At 67.8% G+C, this 20099-nt stretch carries 21 protein-coding genes; 9 read left to right on the top strand and 12 right to left on the bottom strand.

The features are described 5' to 3' along the window. Positions 1-11: 11 nt before the first annotated feature. Together ACYVBS_RS08690 and ACYVBS_RS08685 are read right to left on the bottom strand one after the other, a co-directional pair. Positions 12-1691, bottom strand: a complete 1680-nt coding sequence (locus tag ACYVBS_RS08690) for an ABC1 kinase family protein (RefSeq protein WP_460823114.1) — start codon at positions 1689-1691, stop codon at positions 12-14. A gap of 47 nt (positions 1692-1738) precedes the next feature. After that, positions 1739-2233, bottom strand: coding sequence for a phosphoglycerate mutase family protein (locus ACYVBS_RS08685; protein WP_460823390.1), 495 nt, complete (start codon positions 2231-2233; stop codon positions 1739-1741). 62 nt (positions 2234-2295) lie between these two features. Between ACYVBS_RS08685 and ACYVBS_RS08680 the strand changes: the two genes are divergently transcribed. Next, positions 2296-3141, top strand: coding sequence for an NAD-dependent protein deacetylase (locus ACYVBS_RS08680; RefSeq protein WP_460823112.1), 846 nt, complete (start codon positions 2296-2298; stop codon positions 3139-3141). Positions 3142-3192: 51 nt separating this feature from the next. On the opposite strand, the gene ACYVBS_RS08675 is transcribed toward ACYVBS_RS08680, so the two are convergent. The 3 genes from ACYVBS_RS08675 to ACYVBS_RS08665 form a co-directional block, all read right to left on the bottom strand. After that, a complete protein-coding gene (locus tag ACYVBS_RS08675; protein WP_460823111.1) occupies positions 3193-3381 on the bottom strand; it encodes a YgaP family membrane protein in 189 nt (62 codons plus the stop codon). A gap of 105 nt (positions 3382-3486) precedes the next feature. Next, a complete protein-coding gene (locus tag ACYVBS_RS08670) occupies positions 3487-4080 on the bottom strand; it encodes an HAD family hydrolase (RefSeq protein ID WP_460823110.1) in 594 nt (197 codons plus the stop codon). An 87-nt stretch (positions 4081-4167) separates the two neighbouring features. After that, on the bottom strand, positions 4168-4434 hold the full coding sequence (locus ACYVBS_RS08665; RefSeq protein ID WP_460823109.1) for a DksA/TraR family C4-type zinc finger protein: 267 nt from the start codon (positions 4432-4434) through the stop codon (positions 4168-4170). A 182-nt stretch (positions 4435-4616) separates the two neighbouring features. Here ACYVBS_RS08665 and ACYVBS_RS08660 point away from each other — a divergent pair, with 182 nt between their 5' ends. Next, entirely contained in the window at positions 4617-5126 is a 510-nt protein-coding gene (locus ACYVBS_RS08660) for a hypothetical protein (RefSeq protein ID WP_460823107.1), read from the top strand. A gap of 3 nt (positions 5127-5129) precedes the next feature. Here the strand turns inward: ACYVBS_RS08660 and ACYVBS_RS08655 are convergent, their stop codons facing one another. Beyond that, positions 5130-5549 carry an Lrp/AsnC family transcriptional regulator gene (locus ACYVBS_RS08655; protein WP_460823105.1) on the bottom strand — a complete coding sequence of 140 codons (420 nt, stop codon included), beginning with the start codon at positions 5547-5549 and terminating at the stop codon, positions 5130-5132. A 126-nt stretch (positions 5550-5675) separates the two neighbouring features. On the opposite strand from ACYVBS_RS08655, the gene ACYVBS_RS08650 reads away from it, so the two are divergent. Then, positions 5676-6722, top strand: coding sequence for an ornithine cyclodeaminase (locus ACYVBS_RS08650; protein WP_460823104.1), 1047 nt, complete (start codon positions 5676-5678; stop codon positions 6720-6722). Between the two features lie 163 nt (positions 6723-6885). Next, positions 6886-7134, top strand: a complete 249-nt coding sequence (locus ACYVBS_RS08645; protein WP_460823103.1) for a DUF2789 domain-containing protein — start codon at positions 6886-6888, stop codon at positions 7132-7134. 136 nt (positions 7135-7270) lie between these two features. Here the strand turns inward: ACYVBS_RS08645 and ACYVBS_RS08640 are convergent, their stop codons facing one another. Together ACYVBS_RS08640 and ACYVBS_RS08635 are read right to left on the bottom strand one after the other, a co-directional pair. Continuing rightward, positions 7271-7498 (bottom strand): hypothetical protein, encoded by a 228-nt coding sequence (locus tag ACYVBS_RS08640; protein WP_460823102.1) that lies wholly within the window; start codon positions 7496-7498, stop codon positions 7271-7273. A 152-nt stretch (positions 7499-7650) separates the two neighbouring features. Next, positions 7651-8679 carry a magnesium transporter CorA family protein gene (locus tag ACYVBS_RS08635; protein WP_460823101.1) on the bottom strand — a complete coding sequence of 343 codons (1029 nt, stop codon included), beginning with the start codon at positions 8677-8679 and terminating at the stop codon, positions 7651-7653. Between the two features lie 149 nt (positions 8680-8828). Here ACYVBS_RS08635 and ACYVBS_RS08630 point away from each other — a divergent pair, with 149 nt between their 5' ends. From ACYVBS_RS08630 to ACYVBS_RS08615, 4 genes are all read left to right on the top strand, one after another. Further along, positions 8829-9644 (top strand): N-formylglutamate amidohydrolase, encoded by an 816-nt coding sequence (locus ACYVBS_RS08630; RefSeq protein WP_460823099.1) that lies wholly within the window; start codon positions 8829-8831, stop codon positions 9642-9644. Next, a complete protein-coding gene (locus ACYVBS_RS08625; protein WP_460823098.1) occupies positions 9637-11502 on the top strand; it encodes a flavohemoglobin expression-modulating QEGLA motif protein in 1866 nt (621 codons plus the stop codon). Before ACYVBS_RS08630 ends, ACYVBS_RS08625 begins: the two co-directional genes overlap by 8 nt. A 5-nt stretch (positions 11503-11507) precedes the next feature. Beyond that, positions 11508-12560: a glutathione synthetase gene (locus ACYVBS_RS08620; protein ID WP_460823097.1), complete on the top strand. Its 1053-nt coding sequence runs from the start codon at positions 11508-11510 to the stop codon at positions 12558-12560. Between the two features lie 120 nt (positions 12561-12680). After that, positions 12681-13778, top strand: coding sequence for a DUF1615 domain-containing protein (locus tag ACYVBS_RS08615; RefSeq protein WP_460823095.1), 1098 nt, complete (start codon positions 12681-12683; stop codon positions 13776-13778). Here ACYVBS_RS08615 and ACYVBS_RS08610 read toward each other — a convergent pair. The 4 genes from ACYVBS_RS08610 to ACYVBS_RS08595 form a co-directional block, all read right to left on the bottom strand. Then, on the bottom strand, positions 13748-14656 hold the full coding sequence (locus tag ACYVBS_RS08610; protein ID WP_460823093.1) for an NAD(P)/FAD-dependent oxidoreductase: 909 nt from the start codon (positions 14654-14656) through the stop codon (positions 13748-13750). The two genes, ACYVBS_RS08615 and ACYVBS_RS08610, sit on opposite strands and share 31 nt — an antisense overlap. A 179-nt stretch (positions 14657-14835) precedes the next feature. After that, a complete protein-coding gene (locus ACYVBS_RS08605) occupies positions 14836-16962 on the bottom strand; it encodes a M13 family metallopeptidase (protein ID WP_460823092.1) in 2127 nt (708 codons plus the stop codon). 171 nt (positions 16963-17133) lie between these two features. Beyond that, positions 17134-17985, bottom strand: coding sequence for an alpha/beta hydrolase (locus ACYVBS_RS08600; protein ID WP_460823091.1), 852 nt, complete (start codon positions 17983-17985; stop codon positions 17134-17136). A gap of 85 nt (positions 17986-18070) precedes the next feature. Further along, complete coding sequence (locus ACYVBS_RS08595) at positions 18071-18574, bottom strand: YciI family protein (protein ID WP_460823090.1); 504 nt, start codon at positions 18572-18574, stop codon at positions 18071-18073. Positions 18575-18689: 115 nt separating this feature from the next. Between ACYVBS_RS08595 and ACYVBS_RS08590 the strand changes: the two genes are divergently transcribed. Beyond that, positions 18690-20063 (top strand): sensor domain-containing protein, encoded by a 1374-nt coding sequence (locus ACYVBS_RS08590; protein WP_460823089.1) that lies wholly within the window; start codon positions 18690-18692, stop codon positions 20061-20063. The last annotated feature ends 36 nt before the right edge of the window (positions 20064-20099 follow it).

Below are 20099 nucleotides of genomic sequence, written 5' to 3'. Positions count from 1 at the left end.
ACGACCGACGCTCAGCGCCCCCCGCCACTCCGCCAGATCGAATACACCAGCCACGCCCCGGCGACCGCGGCACCCAGGAAGCCCACCAGGCCAAACACTGGCAACCCAAGCAGGGTCGGCCCCCCTTCCACCGTCAACGTGATGGACGAGCCCACGATCAACGCGGCCAGGACCACGCCCACCGTCAGCCGGTTGGCGGAGTGGTCGATCTGGGCACTGAATTCCTTGAGGTGGTCGATGTCGATATGGACCTTGAGCTTGCCGCCGCGCACCACCCTGACGATGCGCTGCAGGTCGCGCGGCAACCCCGCGAGGAAGCGCGCCGTATCGCCCAGCACATGCCAGCCCTGCCGCGCCACTGCGCGAGGGCGATAGCGCCCGAACATGACGGCGCGGAGGAAGGGCGCGGCCTCCTTGGCCATGTCGAAATCGGGGTCGAGCTTGCGCCCCAGCCCTTCCAGCGTGATGAACACCTTGACCAGCAGCGCCAGCTCCGAGGGCAATGCCAGCTTGTGCGTACGCAACAGCGCCGTGACTTCCAGCAGCATCGCGGCGAGGTCCAGGTCTCCCAGGCGCACACCGTGGTACCGGTCGACGAAGGCATCGATATCCTGCGTCAGCTGCCCCTCGTCGGCCTCGGACTGGCCCGTCCATTCCAGCAGCACATCGCTGACGCGATCGGCGTCGTGGTCCACCAACCCGCGCAGCAGCGACACAATCTGGTCGCGGCGCGCCGTCGACAGCCGGCCCACCATGCCGTAATCGATCACCGCGATGCGCGAGTCCGGCAGCACGAAGACGTTGCCCGGGTGCGGGTCCGCGTGGAAGAACCCGTCTTCCAGCACCATCTTCAGGATGGTCTGCGCGCCACGGCGCGCGATCAGCTTGCGATCCACGCCCGCCGCATCCAGCGCCGCGGTATCCGCCACCGGGATGCCGTCGATAAAGTCCTGCACGTTGACGCGCTCGCTGGTGAAATCCCAGTGCACCGGCGGCACCACGATCTCGGGATGGCCTTCGAAATTGGCAGCGATGCGCTCGGCGTGCCGACATTCCGCCGCCAGGTCCAACTCCAGCATCAACGATTGCCGGAACTGCTTGACCACGCCCACGGGCTGGAACTGTCGCCACTCGGGGAACTGCGCTTCAAACAAGTGCGCCGCACGATGCAGCAGCCGCAGATCCGCTTCGATGACCGGACGGATTCCCGGCCGACGCACCTTGACCACCACCTGGCGGCCATCCTTGAGCGTGGCGCGGTGCACCTGGGCAATGGATGCAGCCGCCATCGGCGTGGTGTCGAACTGGCGGAACACGTCGTCCGGCGCGCCGCCCAAGTCCTCCACGAGTTGCGCGTGGATCGCGTCGTACGGCACCGCGGGGGCCTGGCTGTGCAGCTTGCCGAATTCGTTTATCCAGTCGGGCGGGAACAGGTCGACGCGGGTGGCCAGCACCTGCCCCAACTTCACGAACGTCGGGCCCATGTCCTCCAGTGCGCGCCGCACCCGCACCGGCGCCGGCAGCGCGGCCGATTCCGACAACTGCGCCAGGGGCAGCACCTTGCCGGCGCGCGCCACCACGGCACCCAATCCCAATCGGCGGACCAGGTCGCCAAAACCGTAATGCACCAGGATCGAGGCAATGTCGTGGACCCGTCCCAGGTCACGCACGGCGGTCAGGTGCTCCCACATGCTTCGGGCTCCTTCGGTGTCGTCCTTACCCTAGCGCGAAGCGGGCCTCATGGCACCGGCCACCGCTCCTGTCGCAGCCGTACCTCGCCCTGGGCCGGGATGACGACGATCATGGCACGGTCGTATTCGCTTTCGTCCATGTCCGCCACGCCCTGCGCACCCAGCGCCCGCGCCAGATCAGGCAGCGTGTTGCTATGCCCCACCACCAGCACCTGCTGGCCCACATGGCGGGTGCGCAGCACGTCGGCAAGCGACGCCGCGGGCTCCCCCGCCGGTCGCACGGTGATCGTCAGCCCGCGTGCCTTGGCGACGGGCCACGCGGTCAGCTGTGTGCGCCGGAACGGCGTGGCGTAAACCGCCGCGATGGGCAGGTCGGCCACCCGGTCCACCAGCGCCCGCGCACGGTGCCAGCCCACCTCGGTGAGCAATGGATCGCGCGAACCATCGGACATCTTTTCCGCGTGCCGCACCAGCACGACCACGGTGTCCGGCTTGGGCGCCGCCGCCAAGGGCGCCGCCAGCAGGCACAACCCCAACCACATCGATCGCACGCGTTTGCCTCCGCCGTCACTCACCCACGAGGTTTGCAACGTAGCATGACGCCATGGCAACGCCCGCCCCTGCCCCCCTCGATCCCGCGCACCAGTTGGCCGCCTGGATGGACCAGCACCGCAACGTGTTCGTGCTTACCGGCGCGGGCTGCAGCACCGGCTCGGGCATTCCCGATTACCGGGACGAGGATGGTGCGTGGAAGCGCAAGCCGCCGGTCACTTACCAGGCCTTCGTGCAGGATCCCCTGACGCGGGCGCGCTACTGGGCGCGAAGTTTCATCGGCTGGCCGCATATTGCCGACGCCCGGCCCAACGCCACGCACCTCGCCCTCGCGCACTGGCAGGCGGAAGGCGGCATACGTGCGCTGGTCACGCAGAACGTCGATGGCCTGCACCAGCGCGCCGGCAGCGCGGAGGTCGTCGACCTGCATGGGCGTCTGGACGAAGTGGTATGCCTGGACTGCAGGGAACGCACGCCACGCGAACGGCTGCAAAGACGGCTCGACGGGCACAACCCCAACTGGCGCCACCTCACGGCGGCCACGGCGCCCGATGGCGATGCTGACCTGGAGCTTGCCGACTTCCATCGATTCCGCGTGCCCGATTGCGAGGCCTGCGGCGGCCTGCTCAAGCCGGACGTGGTGTTCTACGGCGAAAACGTGCCGCGCGACCGGGTGAGCGCCGCGCAGCAGGCCTTGGCCAACGCCGATGCCATGCTCGTGGTGGGCTCATCGTTGATGGTCTATTCGGGCTACCGCTTTGCCCGCATGGCACGCGAGGCCGGACTGCCCCTGGCCATCCTCACCCGCGGTGTCACCCGCGCCGACGACCTGGCCACACTGAAGCTCGCCGCCGACTGCGCGGACACGCTTCCGCGCGCCCTGCGGATGCGCAATTAACTGGCCGGCGGCGCCCCTCAGCGCCGCCGGCCGACCTCCCCTGCTTCAAAGCTATGACCGGGCCTTGCAGGTGTTCATGCCAAGCAGCGCATACAGCGGGCAGAAGTTGAAGACACCTGTCAGCAAGGGCACCACGCCAATCCAGGCCCACACGGGGCCACCGGTGGCCGCCCACGCAATGAGCGCCACGCCGATCACGATCCGCACCAGCTTGTCCATGCCACCCACATTCGCTTTCATGCCGCACCTCCGTCTGGACGTCGTGGCGCAACGTTACCCGACCCGGGCCGCCGCGACTTGATCGACCGCAAATGGGGCGACGAACGGCTGACCGGGTTGGCGGGCTCAGGCCGGCAGCTCTTCCCAGCGATAGAACCGGCGGTTGGCCAGGTCGAGCATGGCCTCGTCCTCATGCGTATCGCCGTAGGCATAGACGTCGGCGTATTCGCCCAGGCGGTAGCGGTCCAGGATCAGCTGCGACTTGAACGGGCCGCGATCGCCTTCGCGCAGGCGCCCCGTCAGGCGGCCGCCCTTGGCTTCCAGCTCGTTGCAGATCAGTTCCAGGCCGTGCATGCGGCACCACGCCGCGAGGTACACATCGAGCGAACACGAGACCACCACCACCCGGTCGCCACGCGCCTTGTGCCACTGGATGCGCTCCAGCGCCTGCGGCCGCACGAAACGATGCAAGTGCTCGCGTGCGTAAAGCTCGCCCGCCGCGCGCACCGTCGCCTCGTCCTTGCCTCGGAAGGCGAATGCGCTGACCAGGGTACGAATCAAGGGGGCGGACACGATGCCGAGCTTGTAGCCCGCCACCACCGGCGCCAGCACGATCCGGCCGAGCAGGATGTGGCGCCGCGACAGGGCATGCGGCAGGAACGCGGTGAACGTGTCATTGACCGTGATCGTTCCGTCGAAATCGAACAGCGCCAGGTTCATCGCATGCATCCTGCAAGAGGTCGGGGGCCACCGGTGCCGTGGCGCGCGCCAGAATACCCCTGCGGGCACGCGCCGCGCAGCGGGACTTTATCGCAGTTGGCTGTCCTTGCTGCCGCGGCGGTTGTAGCCGCTGAAGCCCGCTTCTTCCTGGTCGTGCGCCTCCTGGCAGGGCACGCACAGACGCACCCCGGGCATCGCCTTGCGGCGTGCCTCCGGGATCACCGCGTCGCACTCCTCGCAGCGTTCGCGTCCCGGCCCCTGCGGCAACTGGCGACGCGCCCGCTGGATGGCGTCCTTGATGGTCGCGTCGATCTGGTCCTGCACGGCGCCGTCGCCGGCCCAACCGGTGGCCATGGCTGTCTCCGGGTCATGGGGTCTGGAGAATTCAAGCATACGACGCCAGCCCAAACCGCAATTGAACCGGGAGCGGGATGCCGGGCGGTGCGCGCGGCCCGGTACGGGCGCCGGACCCAAGCCGTCGACTCCAGGCTCACGCCTGTCCGGCCACGGTAAGGCCTCCCGAACCGGAGATCCTCATGACGCGCGTGTTGACCCTCATGGCCTTCGTGGCGCTTGCCGGCTGTTCGGCGCAGCCGGATACACCGATCCCGACCGAACCCGCCTCCGAGGAGCGATCGACGCCGGTCGCACCCGAAGCGTCCGCCCCGCCCTCGCCAGGAGCGCCCGGGAGCGACACGCCGCCACCGCCCGCGACGCCGCCCGTCTCTGACCCGCCTTCCCCGCCGGGGCCGCCGTCCAGCACCGGCGTGCCGCCCCGTTTCCAGGGCACTTACGCCCTCGATGACAAAGCGTGCGCCCAGCCCGGCCACGAAAGCCGCCTCGTGCTATCCGACGCCCGCATCCAGTTCCACGAGAGCAGCGGACCCATCGAGCAGGTCCAGGTAGACGGCGACACGCTGGGCATCAACGCCCGCGTCACTGGCGAGGGCGAAACGCGGCAGGCGGTGTACCGTTTTGCCCTCTCGGCAGACGGGCGCCATCTGCGCGACCTTGAGCACGGCATGGTGCGCGTGCGCTGCCCCTGACCGTCAGCCGCGAAAGCTGTGCAGGTGGATGCTGGTCTCGGTCGCACTGACGCCCTTGATCCGCCGGATCCGCTCCAGCGCCGCCGACAGTTCCGCCAGCGAGCCCACGCGCAATTCGGCCAGCAGGTCCCAGCGGCCGTTGGTGTCGTGGAGTGCCGCGACGCCGGGCTCGCCCAGTAGCGCGCGGATCACGCCCTGCTGGTTGCCCTCGACGGCGATGCCGGTCCAAGCGTGGATCTCGTCGGGCGCTGCATCCGGGCGCAGCCGCAGGGTGTAGCCGACGATGATCCCGTCGCGCTCCAGCCGCGCGATGCGGTTGGTGACGGTACCGCGGGACACACCCAACCCCTGCGCGAGTTCTGCGATGGACAGGCGTGCGTTGTGCCGCAGCTTGGCGATGAGCCGGTGGTCGAGATCGTCCATTTGCGAATAATGGCAGGCAACCATGTCATTTTGCCAGCTTCCTGACACTTATCTGCCATTTATGCTGTTTTGTACTGACAAGGACCTCCGCACAATGCGCCCTCGCCCTTGGGTCGGAGAACCGCCATGACCACCCTGCTGACCACCCGCGATGTCGCCCGCATTGTCGCCACGCACGGTCTCCCGCAGGTGCTGGCGCGGATGGTCGACTACCTCGAAGCCGACTTCCGCCGCTGGCCGGACTTCGAGAAGTGCGCGCGTCTGGCGTCGCACTCCGACGTGGGCGTGATCGAGCTGATGCCGGTCTCCGACGCCACCGAGTACAGCTTCAAGTACGTCAACGGCCACCCCAAGAACACCCGCGAGGGTCTTCCCACCGTGATGGCCTTCGGCGTACTGGCCGACGTGGCCACCGGCATGCCGACCCTGCTCAGCGAGCTGACGTTGACCACGGCGATGCGCACCGCCGGCACCTCGGTGATGGCCGCCAAGTGCCTCGCCCGCCCGGACAGCAAGGTGATGGCACTGGTCGGCAACGGCGCGCAGAGCGAATTCCAGGCGCTGGCGTTCCATTACCTGCTGGGCGTCGAACAGGTGCGGCTGTACGACGTGGATGCCGACGCCACCGCCAAGCTCACCGCGCACCTGCAGGCCGCCGCGCCCGCCCTGCGCGTAACCCACTGCAGCAGCATCGGCGAAGCGGTACGCGGCGCGGACATCGTCACCACCGTCACCGCCGACAAGACCAACGCCACCATCCTGACGCCCGAGATGCTGGCGCCGGGCATGCACGTGAATGGCGTGGGCGGCGACTGCCCCGGCAAGACCGAACTGCACCCGGGCGTGCTGCAACGCTCGCGCGTGTTCGTCGAGTTTGAGCCGCAGACCCGCATCGAAGGCGACCTGCAGCACCTCCCGGCCGACTTTGCCGTGACCGAGTTCTGGCGCGTGCTGACCGGGCAGGCCGACGGCCGCCGCGATGCCACCGAGACCACGGTGTTCGATTCGGTCGGTTTCGCGCTGGAAGACTATTCGGCCCTGCGCCTGCTGCGCGACTGCGCGCGGGAGCTGGGTCTGGGCGTCGATGCCGGGATCATCCCGGCACTGGATGACCCGAAGGACCTGTACGGCCACCTGGTCGGTGCGCCGTCCGCGCAACAACAGGCTGCCTGAGCGCCCCCGGCGCCACCCTGACCCGAAGAAGGACGACCTAGCCGCAAGGATGCGGCACCTTTTCCCCGGCAAGGCCGCATCGCGCAGGATGCTGATGCGGCCTTGATCCGTTCGGCGGTATGCTGGGATCCGTTGACCCCGCCAACGCGGCACGGAGCCCCCAATGGAACATCCCGTCCACCCCTTTTCCGAGCTGTTCGCACAGTTGGGGCTGCCCAACAGCGATGCGGACATCCGCCAGTTCCTCGCCACCCATGCCCCGTTGCCGGATGGCGTACGGCTGGAAGAAGCCCCCATCTGGACGCCCGCCCAAGCGCAACTGCTGCGCGAGGAGCGTGTAGATGATGCCGACTGGATCGTGGTGATCGACCAGCTCAACGCGGCCATGCACGCATCACCATCCGCGCACTGAAGCAAAGCGGTCGGCGGTCGGCGGTCGGCGGTCGGCATTTAGCGACTAGCGATCGGGCCGATTTTGAAGGGTCTGCAGCGCAATCCACCCAGGCGTCCATCCGCCCGGACGCGCGGGTGCGCCCCCTGTAGTCCTTTTAGCCGCTGCAACCGCCGCAGCAGATCGAAGGCAACTGCTCCACCTGGGGTGGCGAGACCGGACAGCCGGCCTGACGCAGCAGCATCAGCACTTCCACGCCTGTGAAAGCGCCTGCCACGCGCAAGGTTTCGCCCGTGGCATCCAGGTCAACGAGTGCGGCCGGGTCAGTGCCGAGCACGGCGGCCTCGATGGCGCGCAGGTCAGGCCTGGCGCCCTCCAAATGCACGTGAAACTCCATCGCATCCTCCTGTCATTCGCCATGCCACATTGGCAGCATGCGACTGTGGCCGTTCGCGCGCCCTGACGCGGGTCAAACCGGACGCGACGGCATGCGTGGCCGCAGACGGCCAACACCGGGCGTTCAGCGACTGGCGTCCGTCAGATCCAGCGCCGCCACCGGGCGACCACCAGCGCCACGGCCGCCAGCACGAGCATCCCGGCAAACGCCAGCCAGAATCCCCGCCCGCCCGTGTCAAAGAACGGAGCAGCAAAGTTCATGCCCAGCGTGCCGGCCACCACCGACAAGGTGCCGAGCAGCACCGTCACGAACGTCAGCGTGCGCATGGTGTCGTTGGTGCGCTCCGCGCTCCGGGTGGCGAACAGTTCGAAGCTTCCTACGACCAGGTCGCGGGCATTCTCGACGGCATCCATGGCCCGCTCGAAGCGTTGCTCCAGCGCACGGAAGTGCTTGTCCGCCAACCCCCCTTCGTCGGGGCGGAAGTCCGGGCGCGCCATGGCGCCGAAGACATGGCGATGCGGCGCCAGCATCCGCCGCAACCGCGAGGCGCCCCGCCGCAGCGCGGCAAGGTCACCTAGGCATTCGCGCGGCGCCCGGGCCGAAAGCACCGAGACCTCGAGGCGATCCACCGCGGCCTCGAAGTCGGTCACCGCATGCAGGTAGCTGTCCACCAGCCAACCCAGCAAGGATGCGGTGAAGCTCTCCGCGCTCAGCGTGCCCAGACGGGTATCCGCCCGCTCGCGGCCGCGAAGCTCCTCCAGGAATCGCAGCGGACCGCGATGCAGGCTGACCACGCGATTGTCGCCACATGCGATGGCCAAGCCACGTCCCTTGAAGCGCAGGCCACCCTCGTGTTCCACCGCCACTGCCTGCGCCAGGAACCAGTCGCCGAAACTGGTCAAATCGGCGCGGCCGTCCAATGCGCACAGGACGTCGCCCGCTTCGGGGCCGAGCTGCAGTTGGTCGACCACCTGCCGGACCACGCCATCCGCGTCGCAATCATCGGCCGCATCCACGTCGACCCACAGCAGTTGGCGCTCGGTCAACGTATCGACGCGCACCTCCGACAACGTCACTTCCCGGTCCGTGCCTTCGCTGTCAAACAGGAAGACGCGGACCTTGATCGAGTTTGGCTCTGGGTCGTTCGAGTGGTCGGGGGAACTGCGCATGGGAAATGAATGGCCTTACGACGACTCCATGTTCGGGTAGCGATGCGAAGACGCGGTGAATGCGGGGCCCAATCACGGCTGAATGACACTGTTCCGTAGACCTGGCGTGCACGCGGCGCCCACTAGCGTGGCAGTGGATTCCCCTGCTCATGATAGTGATGACGGCCGACATTTCCTCCAACCATGTCCCGTGGTGGCACGTGCGACGCAGTGATGACTGTGTTGTCGCCACGGCCATCCATGACGGACACGGCCTGCGCGATGCGGTACGTGCCGCCATGGCGCTGGATGATGCCGACAGGTTGCGCGAGGAAGACCCGTACACCGGCGAAGCGGTGCGGGATGTACCCACGCACGTCATTGCCAATCTGTCGCGCTTTGAGTGCGACCTCAATCGTGGCGAAGATGAAGCCGTTTATGCCACACCGGAACAGTCCTGGGGCATGGACGTGTGGCGACAACCACCGACGTCGGCGCTGATCGAGGACTCGCTTCGTTACCATCGCGCGTTCTACGCCATGATGCGCCAGATGCTGGATGAGCTGGCTTCCCGCGGACCGTTCGTACTGCTGGACGTGCACAGCTACAACCACCGACGCGGCGGCCCGGCCGAGCCGCCCACCCCAGCGGCGCAGGCACCGGACATCAACATCGGCACGTTCTCCATGCCGCGTGAGGACTGGACGTGGCTGCTTGACCCCGTGATGGAAGCCATGCGGGAGTTCGACTTCCTGGGGCGGCGACTGGATGTGCGCGAGAACGTGGCCTTCCAGGGCAAGGGTGCGTTAACGCGCTTCGTGCACCAGCACTATCCGGGCGTTGGCTGCGCCATCGCCGTCGAATTCAAGAAGTTCTTCATGGACGAATGGACGGGCCAGCCGGACCGCGAAGCGGTGGCCGCAATGCGGCACCTGATCACCCACGTGGCCGATACCAGCCGCAGGCTGTTGCTGGGCCATGCATGACGTCCCCGTCCGCCGCCAGACGCCGGCTTTCGCGCCACAGTTCCCCGGTGCGGAAGCCTACCGCCTGGAAACCACGGGCGTCCGGTTGCACCTGGACCGTCCACTACCCTTCGCGGTGCTTCATCGGAAAGTCGCCGATGCAGGCGGGCTGGCGCTGCGGCTGGCCTCGATCAGCCCCGCGGGCCTGATCTGGAACGGGGATCCGGCGAACGATGCCGACGCCATGGGCAGGCTGGACGCGTTGCTGACATGGTCCGAAGCTGCCTTTCCCGCCTCCCTGCTGGTGTCGCTGTACGACCTGCCGGCGGATGAGCGCATCGAGGAAGACAGCCCGCGGCTGGAGCGATTCCGGTTCCTGGTGGGTACCTCACCCGGTGAAGCCGGCCACGCGGCATCCCTCGCGCTAGCGGAATCGCTGGCGACCCTATGCTTGGACGATCGGTTGGCGAAGATCGAGTCGGTCGAATCCCCCGTTGTCGAACCCGGGGTGGCAGCGGTGCTCGAGCGTCATTCGGGTACGGCGCACCTGTCGCTGGGCGTGCCGCAGGTCTATCGGGTGCCGCACAGTCAACGGAAGTACCCGCAACTGTTCCAGATGCTGGAATCGGCGGTGTTCGATGCCCTGCTCAAAGCGTTCGCCGCGTTCATCGCAGCCACGGGCGCACCGGCGCCCCACCCGCGTTCACTCGGTCGAAGTTCCTTCGACGATGCCGCCTTGGCCGCGGACGAGGCGCTCGACGCCATCAGCCGCTCGTTCGACTTCCTGCTGGGGGTTTCGCCGATCAACAGCAGCGATGCATTCGCGGGTTTCATGGCGGACAAGGGACGGACGCCACCCGTGTTCCGATATCGCCCGCTTTCGGTAGACGTCGACGAAGCCAAGCGTGCCGTGTATTCGATCGACCTGCGGGCGGTCGAGGACCCGGTACTGGAGTCCGTCTTCCGCGAGAAGCAGCACGAGCTTGACCTGCAACTGACATTACTGCGCGCGCGCAACACCGCCGAGTTCCGGCACGCGTCGCTCATGCTCTACGGCGGAGTAGACAAGGCATTGCTGCAGCTGGCCGAAGCGGTGCTGGAAGGCGTCACCGAAGACCGCGCCACCAACCCGACCATGATTGGCCCGCCGCGCATCAAGGAGGCCGCGGAGGCGCTGGTGCGCGCATACCAGCAAACGGCACCGGCATTCGGTGCGCAGGTCGAGGTCCGCGACGACCTTGGGCCGGGCTTGATGGTCTCCGGCACCACGCTGCTCATTTCAAGCGCCACGCGCATGCCCGCCACGCGCCTTGATGCGCTGCTGCAACATGAGGTCAGCGTTCACGTGCTGACCTGTGTCAACGGACGGCAGCAGGGCTTGCAGGTGTTCGGCAATGGCCTTGCGGCCTATGAGGGCATCCAGGAGGGGCTGGGCGTGTTCGCCGAGTACGCCGCGGGCGGGCTGACGCGCGCACGCATGCGCCTGCTGGCCGCGCGCGTCGTGGCGGTGCACGCCATGCTGGAGGGCGCCGAGTTCATCGACACGTGGCGCCTGCTGCGCGATCGCCATGGCTTCCAGCCGCAGACCGCCTTTTCCATCGCCACGCGGGTGCACCGCTCGGGCGGCCTGACCAAGGATGCGATCTACCTGCGCGGCATGTCCGAGGTGTTCGACCTGGTGAGCAAGGCCCAGGACCTGACGCCCTTCTGGTGCGGAAAGATCGCGCCTCGGCACGTCCCAATCGTCGACGACCTGCGCGCGCGCGGCATCCTCCGCGCACCCCTGGTGGTGCCCCAGTTCCTTTCCCGCCCCGACAGCCAGGCGCGCATCGCCAGGATTGCCGAGGGCATCCCCTTCATCGACCTGCTGAGAGGCTGACCGCCATGCTTGTTGCCTTTTTCGTCAACACCATCAAGGACGAATATCCCCGCTTTACCACCACGGTGCTGGCCTACGAGGCCTCGCGGCGTGGCCACGACGTCTGCTACATCACGCCCGGCGATTTCGTGCTGAGTCCGGATGACGCGCTTCGGGTTCACGCCCGCTTTGTGCCCGCCGCAAAGACAAAGACGCGGACGCTCGAGAAATTCTTCAAGGACATGCAGGCCGCCTCGAAGAGGACCCGCCTGATCGACATCGACGACATCGACGTCCTGATGCTGCGCAACGACCCCTCGCGCGATGCCAGCGAACGGCCGTGGGCCCAGGACGCCGGCATCCAGTTCGGGCGGCGCGCCATCGAGCGCGGCGTGCTGGTACTGAACGACCCGGACTCGCTATCGCATGCGATGAACAAGCTGTACTTCCAGTCGTTCCCGCGTGAGGTGCGCGCCGAAACGCTCATCACCCGCATGCCAGACGACATCAAGAAGTTCGCGAAGAAACACGGCGGCAAGGTTGTCCTGAAGCCGCTGCAGGGCTCGGGCGGACAGGGCGTCTTCCTGGTGAACGCCAAGACGGCGGCCAACCTCAACCAGATGATCGATGCCATCAGCCGCGACGGCTACGTCATCGCCCAGTCGTACGTGAAGGAAGCTGAAAAGGGCGACATCCGCTTCTTCCTCATGAACGGCCGACCGCTGTGCGTGGACGGCAAGTACGCCGCCATGCGCCGCGTCAGCTCCAAGGACGACATCCGCAGCAACATCCACGCCGGGGGCAAGGCCGTGCCGGTGAAGATCACCGAGCGCGAACTGCGCGTGGCGGAACTGATCCGGCCCAAGCTGCTGGCCGACGGCATGTTCCTGGTGGGCATCGACATCATCGGCGACACCATCCTCGAGGTGAACGTGTTCAGTCCGGGCAACCTGCAGTCGTGCAGCGACATGGCCGGGGTGAATTTCGCGACCACCATCCTGGAGTCGATCGAGCGCAAGGTGCAGATCGCGGAGGAGTTCCCGGGGCATTTCACCAATCAGGCGCTGGCGGTGATGTAGCCGCCCGTGGAAGCCCTTGGGCATCGGCATCGGCATCGGCATCGGCAAGTCCAGGCCGGTCGCAGGTGAGCGGGACGCCGCTTCGATGCATTCCTTTGCCCGGACCGGTACGTTGCGCGCATGCATGTCCGTCGTTTCGCACCCCTCCTCCTGTTGGCCAGCCTGTTCGGGCTGGCCTCCTGCTCCAAACCCGAGCCGCAAGCCACACCCGCCGAGATCCGCGCGCAGGTGAACCGGTTGCTGCCAGTGACCCTGCGTGACCGCGCCGGCTGGGCGCAGGACATCCAGGTGGCTTTCACCTCACTGGGCATCCGGCCGGTGCCACCCAACCTGTGCGCGGCGCTCGCGGTGATCGAGCAGGAGACCGGCTACAACGCCGACCCCGCGGTGCCTGGGCTCGCCCGCATCGCGCGCAAGGAGATCGAAGACCGCGCTGCCAGCGTGGGCGTACCGCGCTTCGTCGTGGCCGCGGCGCTGGCCATGGATGCGCCCGACGGTCGTCCCTACTCGGAGCACTTGGCCGCGGTCCGGACCGAACAGGACCTCAGCCAGCTGTACGAGGGCCTGATCGCGAAGGTGCCGCTCGGCAACCGCCTGCTAGGTCGTGCCAACCCGGTGCGCACCGGCGGCGCGATGCAGGTGAGCATTGCGTTTGCCGAAGCATTTGCCGATGCCCGGCCCTACCCCTACACCATGACGGGCTCGATCCGGGATGAGGTGTTCAGCCGCCGCGGTGGCGTGTACTTCGGCATTGCCCACTTGCTGGCGTACGAGACTTCCTACCCGCACCTGCGATACCGATTCGCCGACTTCAACGCCGGGCTCTACGCGAGCCGAAACGCGGCGTTCCAGAACGCGCTCAGCATCGCCAGTGGCATTCCGCTCGATCTGGATGGCGACGTGATCGCGCACGGCCAGGGCCGCGACGAAGCAGGTCAAACGGAACTGGCGGCGCGCACGCTGACGCCCGTGCTGGGCCTGGACGATGCCGCGATCCGGCGCGCGCTGAAGCTGGGGCATGCCCTGCGCTTTGAGGACACGGAGTTGTACAAGGGCGTTTTCGCCATGGCCGAACGCCAGACCGGCAAGCCGCTTCCGCGCGCGATGATGCCGCGCATCCGCCTGCACAGCCCCAAGATCACCCGCCGCCTGACCACGGAATGGTTCGCCCAGCGCGTGGAAAAGCGCTATCGGCAGTGCATGGCCCGCGCGGGCTGATCCCGCAGCCAATTGTGCGCCCGGGTCGCCGCGACGGCGCCGTGCCCCATGGCCACGCTGATCTGGTCCAGGCCTTCGACGATATCGCCGGCGCAGTACAGGCCGGGCACGTCCGTGCCCAACGGTGAGGTCGCGGCCACGCATCCGGCCTCGCCCAGTGCCACGCCCAACTGCGCGGCGAGTTCGGTCCGTTGTCGGACGCCGAGCGCCGGATACACCACGTCGAACGCGATCGGTGTGGCTTCGCCTTCCAGGTGAATGTCGAAACCCTCGGCGTGCGGGGCGTAGCGCGCCACGGGTCGGTCCTCCACCTGGATGCCCGCCGCGGCGAGCTCGGCGCGACGTGCCGCGGACAACTCGGCCTTGGCCCGGGGCAACAGGGTCAGATGTGGGGTGTACTGGCGAAGGAACAGCGCCTCGTCCGCGCCGTTGGCATCGCAACCGATCACCGCGATGCGCCGGTCGATGTGCTCGTATCCATCGCACACGGGGCAATATCGCAGCACGTTGGCGCGGATGGCGGCCTCATGCACCGCGTCGGGCAGCGGGATCTGGTTGAGGCACAGGCCGGTTGCCAGGATGAGGGCGGCGCCTGCGACCATGTCGCCATCGGCCGTATGCAGCACGAAGTGCCCGTCGGTCCGCTCCACGCGCACGACTTCGGCCTGCCGTAGCACCGCGCCATAGCGGGCCGCGTGCTCGGCCATGCGCTCAAGCAAGGCCGGGCCTGCAATGCCATCGGGAAAGCCAGGAACGTTGTGCGTCAACGGAATGCGGGCGGCACGGGCCTTGCCATCGTGCAGCACCAGTACGCGCCGCCGGTAGCGGGCCAGGTACAGCGCGGCCGACAGACCGGCGGGGCCGGCACCGACGACCATGCAATCCCAAGGGGTTTCCAAGGTGGCTCCACCACAGCCTCGAACGGACTCCACCGTAGCCAAGCCCGCGTCAACGGCGCGTCCAGCCGCTTCGCTGGGCTGCCCACTTTGCGGCGTCACCCACCTCACCAAAGCAAAGGGGCCGCTTTCGCGGCCCCTCGCCGGTCACCGCCCGCGCATCACCAGATGCGCACGCGGTCCTTCGGGGCCACCCACAGCGGGTCGGCCTGCGTGATGCCAAACGCCTCGTACCACGCGTCAATGTTGCGCAGCGGCGCAAACGCACGGATGTGACCCGGCGAGTGCGTGCCGTTGACCAGCTGCTGACGCAGCGCATCGTCGCGCCACAAGGTGCGCCACACCTGCGACCAGCCCATGAAGATGCGCTGCTCGCCCGTGAAGCCATCGATCACCGGGGCCGGCTGGCCACCCAGCGAGCGGCGGTAGGCTTCCAGCGCGATGGTCAGGCCACCCAGGTCACCGATGTTTTCGCCCATCGAGACGCGGCCGTTGATGTGCATGCCTGGCAACTGCGGGAACGGATAGGCCTCGTACTGCGCGCCCAGCTTGGTGGCCTGCGCTTCGAAGCGCGCGGCGTCCTCGGCGGTCCACCAGTCGCGCAGCACGCCCTTGCCATCGGACTTGCGGCCCTGGTCGTCGAAGCCGTGGATGATTTCGTGGCCGATCACGCCACCGATGCCACCGTAGTTCACCGCCGGGTCGGCCTTCGGGTCGAAGAACGGCGGCTGCAGGATGGCGGCCGGGAACACGATCTCGTTCTTCACCGACGAGTAGTAGGCGTTGACCGTCTGCGGGGTCATGCCCCACTCGGCCTTGTCCACCGGCTGGCCGATGCGCGCGCGGCGGTAGTCCCACTCGAACTGGCGCGAGCGCTGTGCATTGCCGAACACGTCGCCATTGGCGATGGCCAGGCTGCTGTAGTCACGCCACTTCTCGGGGTGGCCGATCTTCAGACCGAAGTTTTCCAGCTTGGCCATGGCCTCGGTCTTGGTGGCCGGGCCCATCCACTCCAGCTTTTCCAGGCGCGCGCGCATGGCGGCCTTCACGTTGGTCACCAGCGCGTCCATCTTGGCCTTGGACTCGGCCGGGAAGTACAGCTGCACGTAGTCGCGACCGATGGCCTCGCCCATCGCGCCCTCGGCGAAGGCCACGCCGCGCTTCCAGCGCGGGCGCTGTTCCGGCTGGCCGGACAGGAACTTGCTGCGGAACTCGAACTCCGCGTCCACGAAGGCCTTGGACAGCAGCGGCGCGGCTTCATCCGTGGTGCGGAATGCCTGCCATGCCTTCAGGGTGTCCAGGTCAGTCTCGGCAAACACCTGCGCGATCTTCGGGAAGGCAGTGTCCTGGCGCAGCACGGCGCGCTCGGCGCTGTCCACGCCGGCCGCCTTGAAGAAGGTCGCCCACGGGAAGCCCGGCGCCTTGGCGTCCATCTCGGCCAGCGTGGCCGGGTTGTAGGTCTTGTCGCGGTTGCGGCTCTCGGCGCGAGTCCAGTGGGCCTGCGCGATGCGGGTTTCCATCGCCACGATCTTCGCGGCGTTGTCCTTGGCCTTCGGCCAGCCGGCCATGGTCAGCATCTGCTCGACATAGGCCTGGTAACGCTCGCGCTGCGGCGCGAACTTGGCGTCCAGGTACATCTCGCGGTCGCCCAGGCCCAGGCCCGACTGGCCCAGGTACAACGCGTACCGGTCGGGGTTGCGCGCATCGTCGGAGACGAAGGCGCCGAAGAAGCTGCCGCCCAGGCTGGCGCTGGCGCGGCCCATCAACTCGGCCATGGCGGCCTTGTCCTTCACCTTGGCGATGGCCGCCAGGTGCGGCTTCAGCGGCTTGGCGCCCAGCGCCTCGATGGCCGCCTCATCCATGAAGCCGCGGTACAACGCGGCGATCTTGGCCGCGTCACCGTCCTTGGCCGGGTCGCCCAGCGCATAGCCTTCGACCAGCGAGCGCACGCGCGCCTCGGACAGGTCGCGCAGCACCATGAACGAGCCGTAGCTCGAGCGGTCCGACGGGATCTGGGTGTTCTTGGCCCAAGCGCCATTGACGAAGCCGAAGAAATCGGCGCCCGGCTTCGCGCTGCGGTCCATGCCTGCGGTGTCGATGCCCCAGCTGCCATAGCGGGTGGCGTCGGCTGCCGGCGTGGCGATGCCGCCCCCGGCAGCATTGTCGGTCGCGAACAGCAGTTCCTGTTCGCAGGCGGCGTCCATGCAGCCGTCGGTCTCATGGGCGGCCAGTGGGGCCGACAGGGCCAGCGCCAGGGTGGTGGCGGCGCAAAGCAGGGTCTTCTTCAAGGGATACCTCCGGGTGGACGGGACGCGCCGCCCACTTGCCGGCGGGCTGGCGCTTGGCCCTTCACAGGGCCGTTCGCCGTTTTAGCCCGTCTCTTGGTCCGGGGTACAGTGCCGGTGGTTGGGTGCAGGCACGAAGACTTTGCCGCAGTTGGCGTTTCGGGGGCTGTCGCCTCAGGGGTCGGTAGCCGCCGGCAGGCCGAACAGCCAGCGGACGGCCCCCGGAAAGGCCTCGCGCCAGGCTGCCTCGTTGTGTTCGGCTTCCGGGGCCACGCGCAAGGTCACGTTGTCGGCCAAGCCCCCCTGGTCGCGCAGGAGCTGATCCATGCGCTGCACCAGCGGCACCGCCTGCTCGCCTTCCCGGCCGCCCATGAACAGGTAGACGCGTGTATCCGGGGGCAATGGCCTCGTCGCCGCCACGTTGAACGGCTCCTCCGATACCCAGTAGGAGGGGGAAAACACGCCCGCTCGGGAAAACACGTCCGGATAGCGGTGGATGGCATAGTCGGCCGACAAGCCACCCAGCGAACTGCCGATGATGGCGGTGTCCAGCCGCCCCGGCCGTGTCCGGTAGTTGGCGTCGACGAAGGGCTTGACCGTCTGGACCAGGTCTTCGACGAACCCGCTCCCCAGGTTGGGCAGGAAGCGCACGTTCCAATACGGAATCAATTCCTGGAAGCGCGCCTCGTTGCCGTGGTCGATACCCACCACGATGGCGGAAAATCCCTGCTCCCGGGACAGCCGGTCCAGGCTTTCATCCACGCCCCACTCGCCGGCGTAACTGGTGGCGTCATCGAACAGGTTCTGGGCATCGAACATGTACAGCACCGGATACCGGCGCAGGCCCGTCGCGTAATCCGGCGGCAGGTAGATCCGCAATCGCCGCGGATAGGCCAGCGTCGCCCACCGCAAGGGCGGCGTGAACACCCGCACCGAGGCGCCGGCGCTGGGCGCACGCGCGGGAGCGGCGGCCGGCGCGGCCAGCGGCACGCAGAGCAGCAGGGCAATCAGCAGTCGTCGCAGCACGGCGGGCGTCCAAGGGGGCCAGGCTGACACCATGCCGGTCGGCGGCCGACGTTACGCCCCCCATCGGTCATGACGGTCTCGCCCGTTACGGCGACTTGGGCGCCACGCGCTCGTGCAGCTCCGGCAGCATCATGGCGCCGGCCGAGCCATACCAGCGGTGGTACTCGGCCACCATCTCGCCATTGACGATGACCGGGTCGGTTTCGGTCAGGCGCCGTGCTTCATCCAAGTCGTCGACCGCCAGCAGGAACAGGCCACGCCAGCCCGAGGGATCGCTGGAGAACGGCCCCGCCATCACCAGGCGCCCTTCCTTCACCAGACGGTCCATGTTCGCGAAGTGACCCGCGAACATGGCCTTGCGACGCTCCGCATCTTTCACCGGGGTCGGCCCGGTCTTGAGGATCACCAGCACATAGGCCCGCATCCCCCGCTCGTCCGCCCCCAGCCGCTTCGCGAGCGCGGGGTCGAAGCCGGTGGCACCGCCCACGGCCTCTGTCGTGCGGGCGGGGGGCTCGCCCGGGTTGGCCCCGGCCAGGGGCACCATCAACAGCGCAGCGAGTACCAGCCCCATTCCCGTCGGTCGTGCCATGCGTGTCCCCTTGAAGTGATTCCCAATGCCGCCGCCCTGCCGAAAGCCGGCCTGCCGGGATGCAGCCACAAGGTTTACAGTAAACAACAAGCGCGACGCTTCAGGCGACCACCCGATGGAACCCAAGCTGCCCCCGCTGGACGAGCTGATGAACCTGCTGCTCGACGCGGTGTGCGTGGTCGATGCCCAAGGCCGGTACGTCTACGTCAACGCGGCCTTCGAACGCATCTTCGGGTTCCGCGCCGAGGAAGTGCTGGGCCGCCCGATGATTGACCTGGTCCACCCCGACGACCGGGAACGCACGCTGCGGGCCGCAAGCAACATCATGGCCGGCGAAGCGCAGTTCAATTTCCAGAACCGCTACCTGCACAAGGATGGCCACGTGCTGCACCTCCAATGGTCGGCGCACTGGTCCGAACGCGATGGCGTGCGCGTGGCGCTCGGCCGCGATGTCACGGAACTGAGGCGCGCCGACGCCGTGCAGTCCGCGCTGCTGGACATCTCCGAGGCCGCCCACGCGGAATCCGACCTGCAGTCGCTCTACGGTCGCATCCATCGCACGGTTGCCCGGCTGCTCCCGGCCCGCAACTGCTTCATCGCATTGCGCCAACCCGGCCATGACACGGTCGAGTTTCCCTACTTCGAAGACGAATTCGACGCATCCCCGGGCACGCTGCCCTTGGACGCGCCCACGCTGTCCAACCACGTGATCCGCAGCGCCGCGCCGCTGCTGCTCACGCCCGAGACGCGCGTCGGCATGCCCGCCCACCTGCATCCGCCCCTGGGCCATCGCGCGACCAGTTGGCTCGGCGTACCCCTGTCCACGGCCGGGGGCGTGATCGGGGCCCTGGTCGTGCAGAGTTACGACCCCATCACCCGTTACACGTGCCAGGATCTGCAGTTGCTGCAGTTTGTTTCGGCCCAGGTGGCGGCCGCCATCGAGCGCACCCGCAACCGCACCTGGCTGGCGTTCCTTGCCAGCCACGACCCGCTCACGGGCCTGCCCAACCGCAGCCATTTCCACGACCAGCTGCAGCTGGCACTGGCGGCCCCGCCACGCGAACGCCATCCGCTCGCGCTGCTGTACCTCGACCTGGACGGATTCAAGGCCGTCAACGACCGCCACGGCCATGAGATTGGCGACCAGCTGCTGCGCGAAGCCAGCGAGCGCATTCGCCATTGCATCCGCCACACCGACACCGTGGCGCGGCTGGGCGGCGACGAGTTCGTGGTCATGCTGCATGGCACCGCGCGGGCGGACGATGCCATGGAAGTGGCCGAAGCCCTGCGCGACTCCCTCGCCAAACCCTTCCACCTGGGCGGCCATGCCCTCTCGATCAGCGCCAGCATCGGGGTGGCGCTGCACGGCGACGGCCTGGCTAACCAGGACGGGCTACTGCAAAGAGCGGACAAAGCCATGTACGCTGCGAAGCGACAAGGCGGAAATCGGCTGGTCCTGTCGGGGCCCCGCCCTCCGTCGCGGCACTGAGGCCCTGGAAACCCCGCCCATTCGCCCCCCGCCCCA

The organism is Lysobacter olei (assembly GCF_054777355.1).
This window is presented reverse-complemented; position numbering and strand designations above follow the sequence as displayed.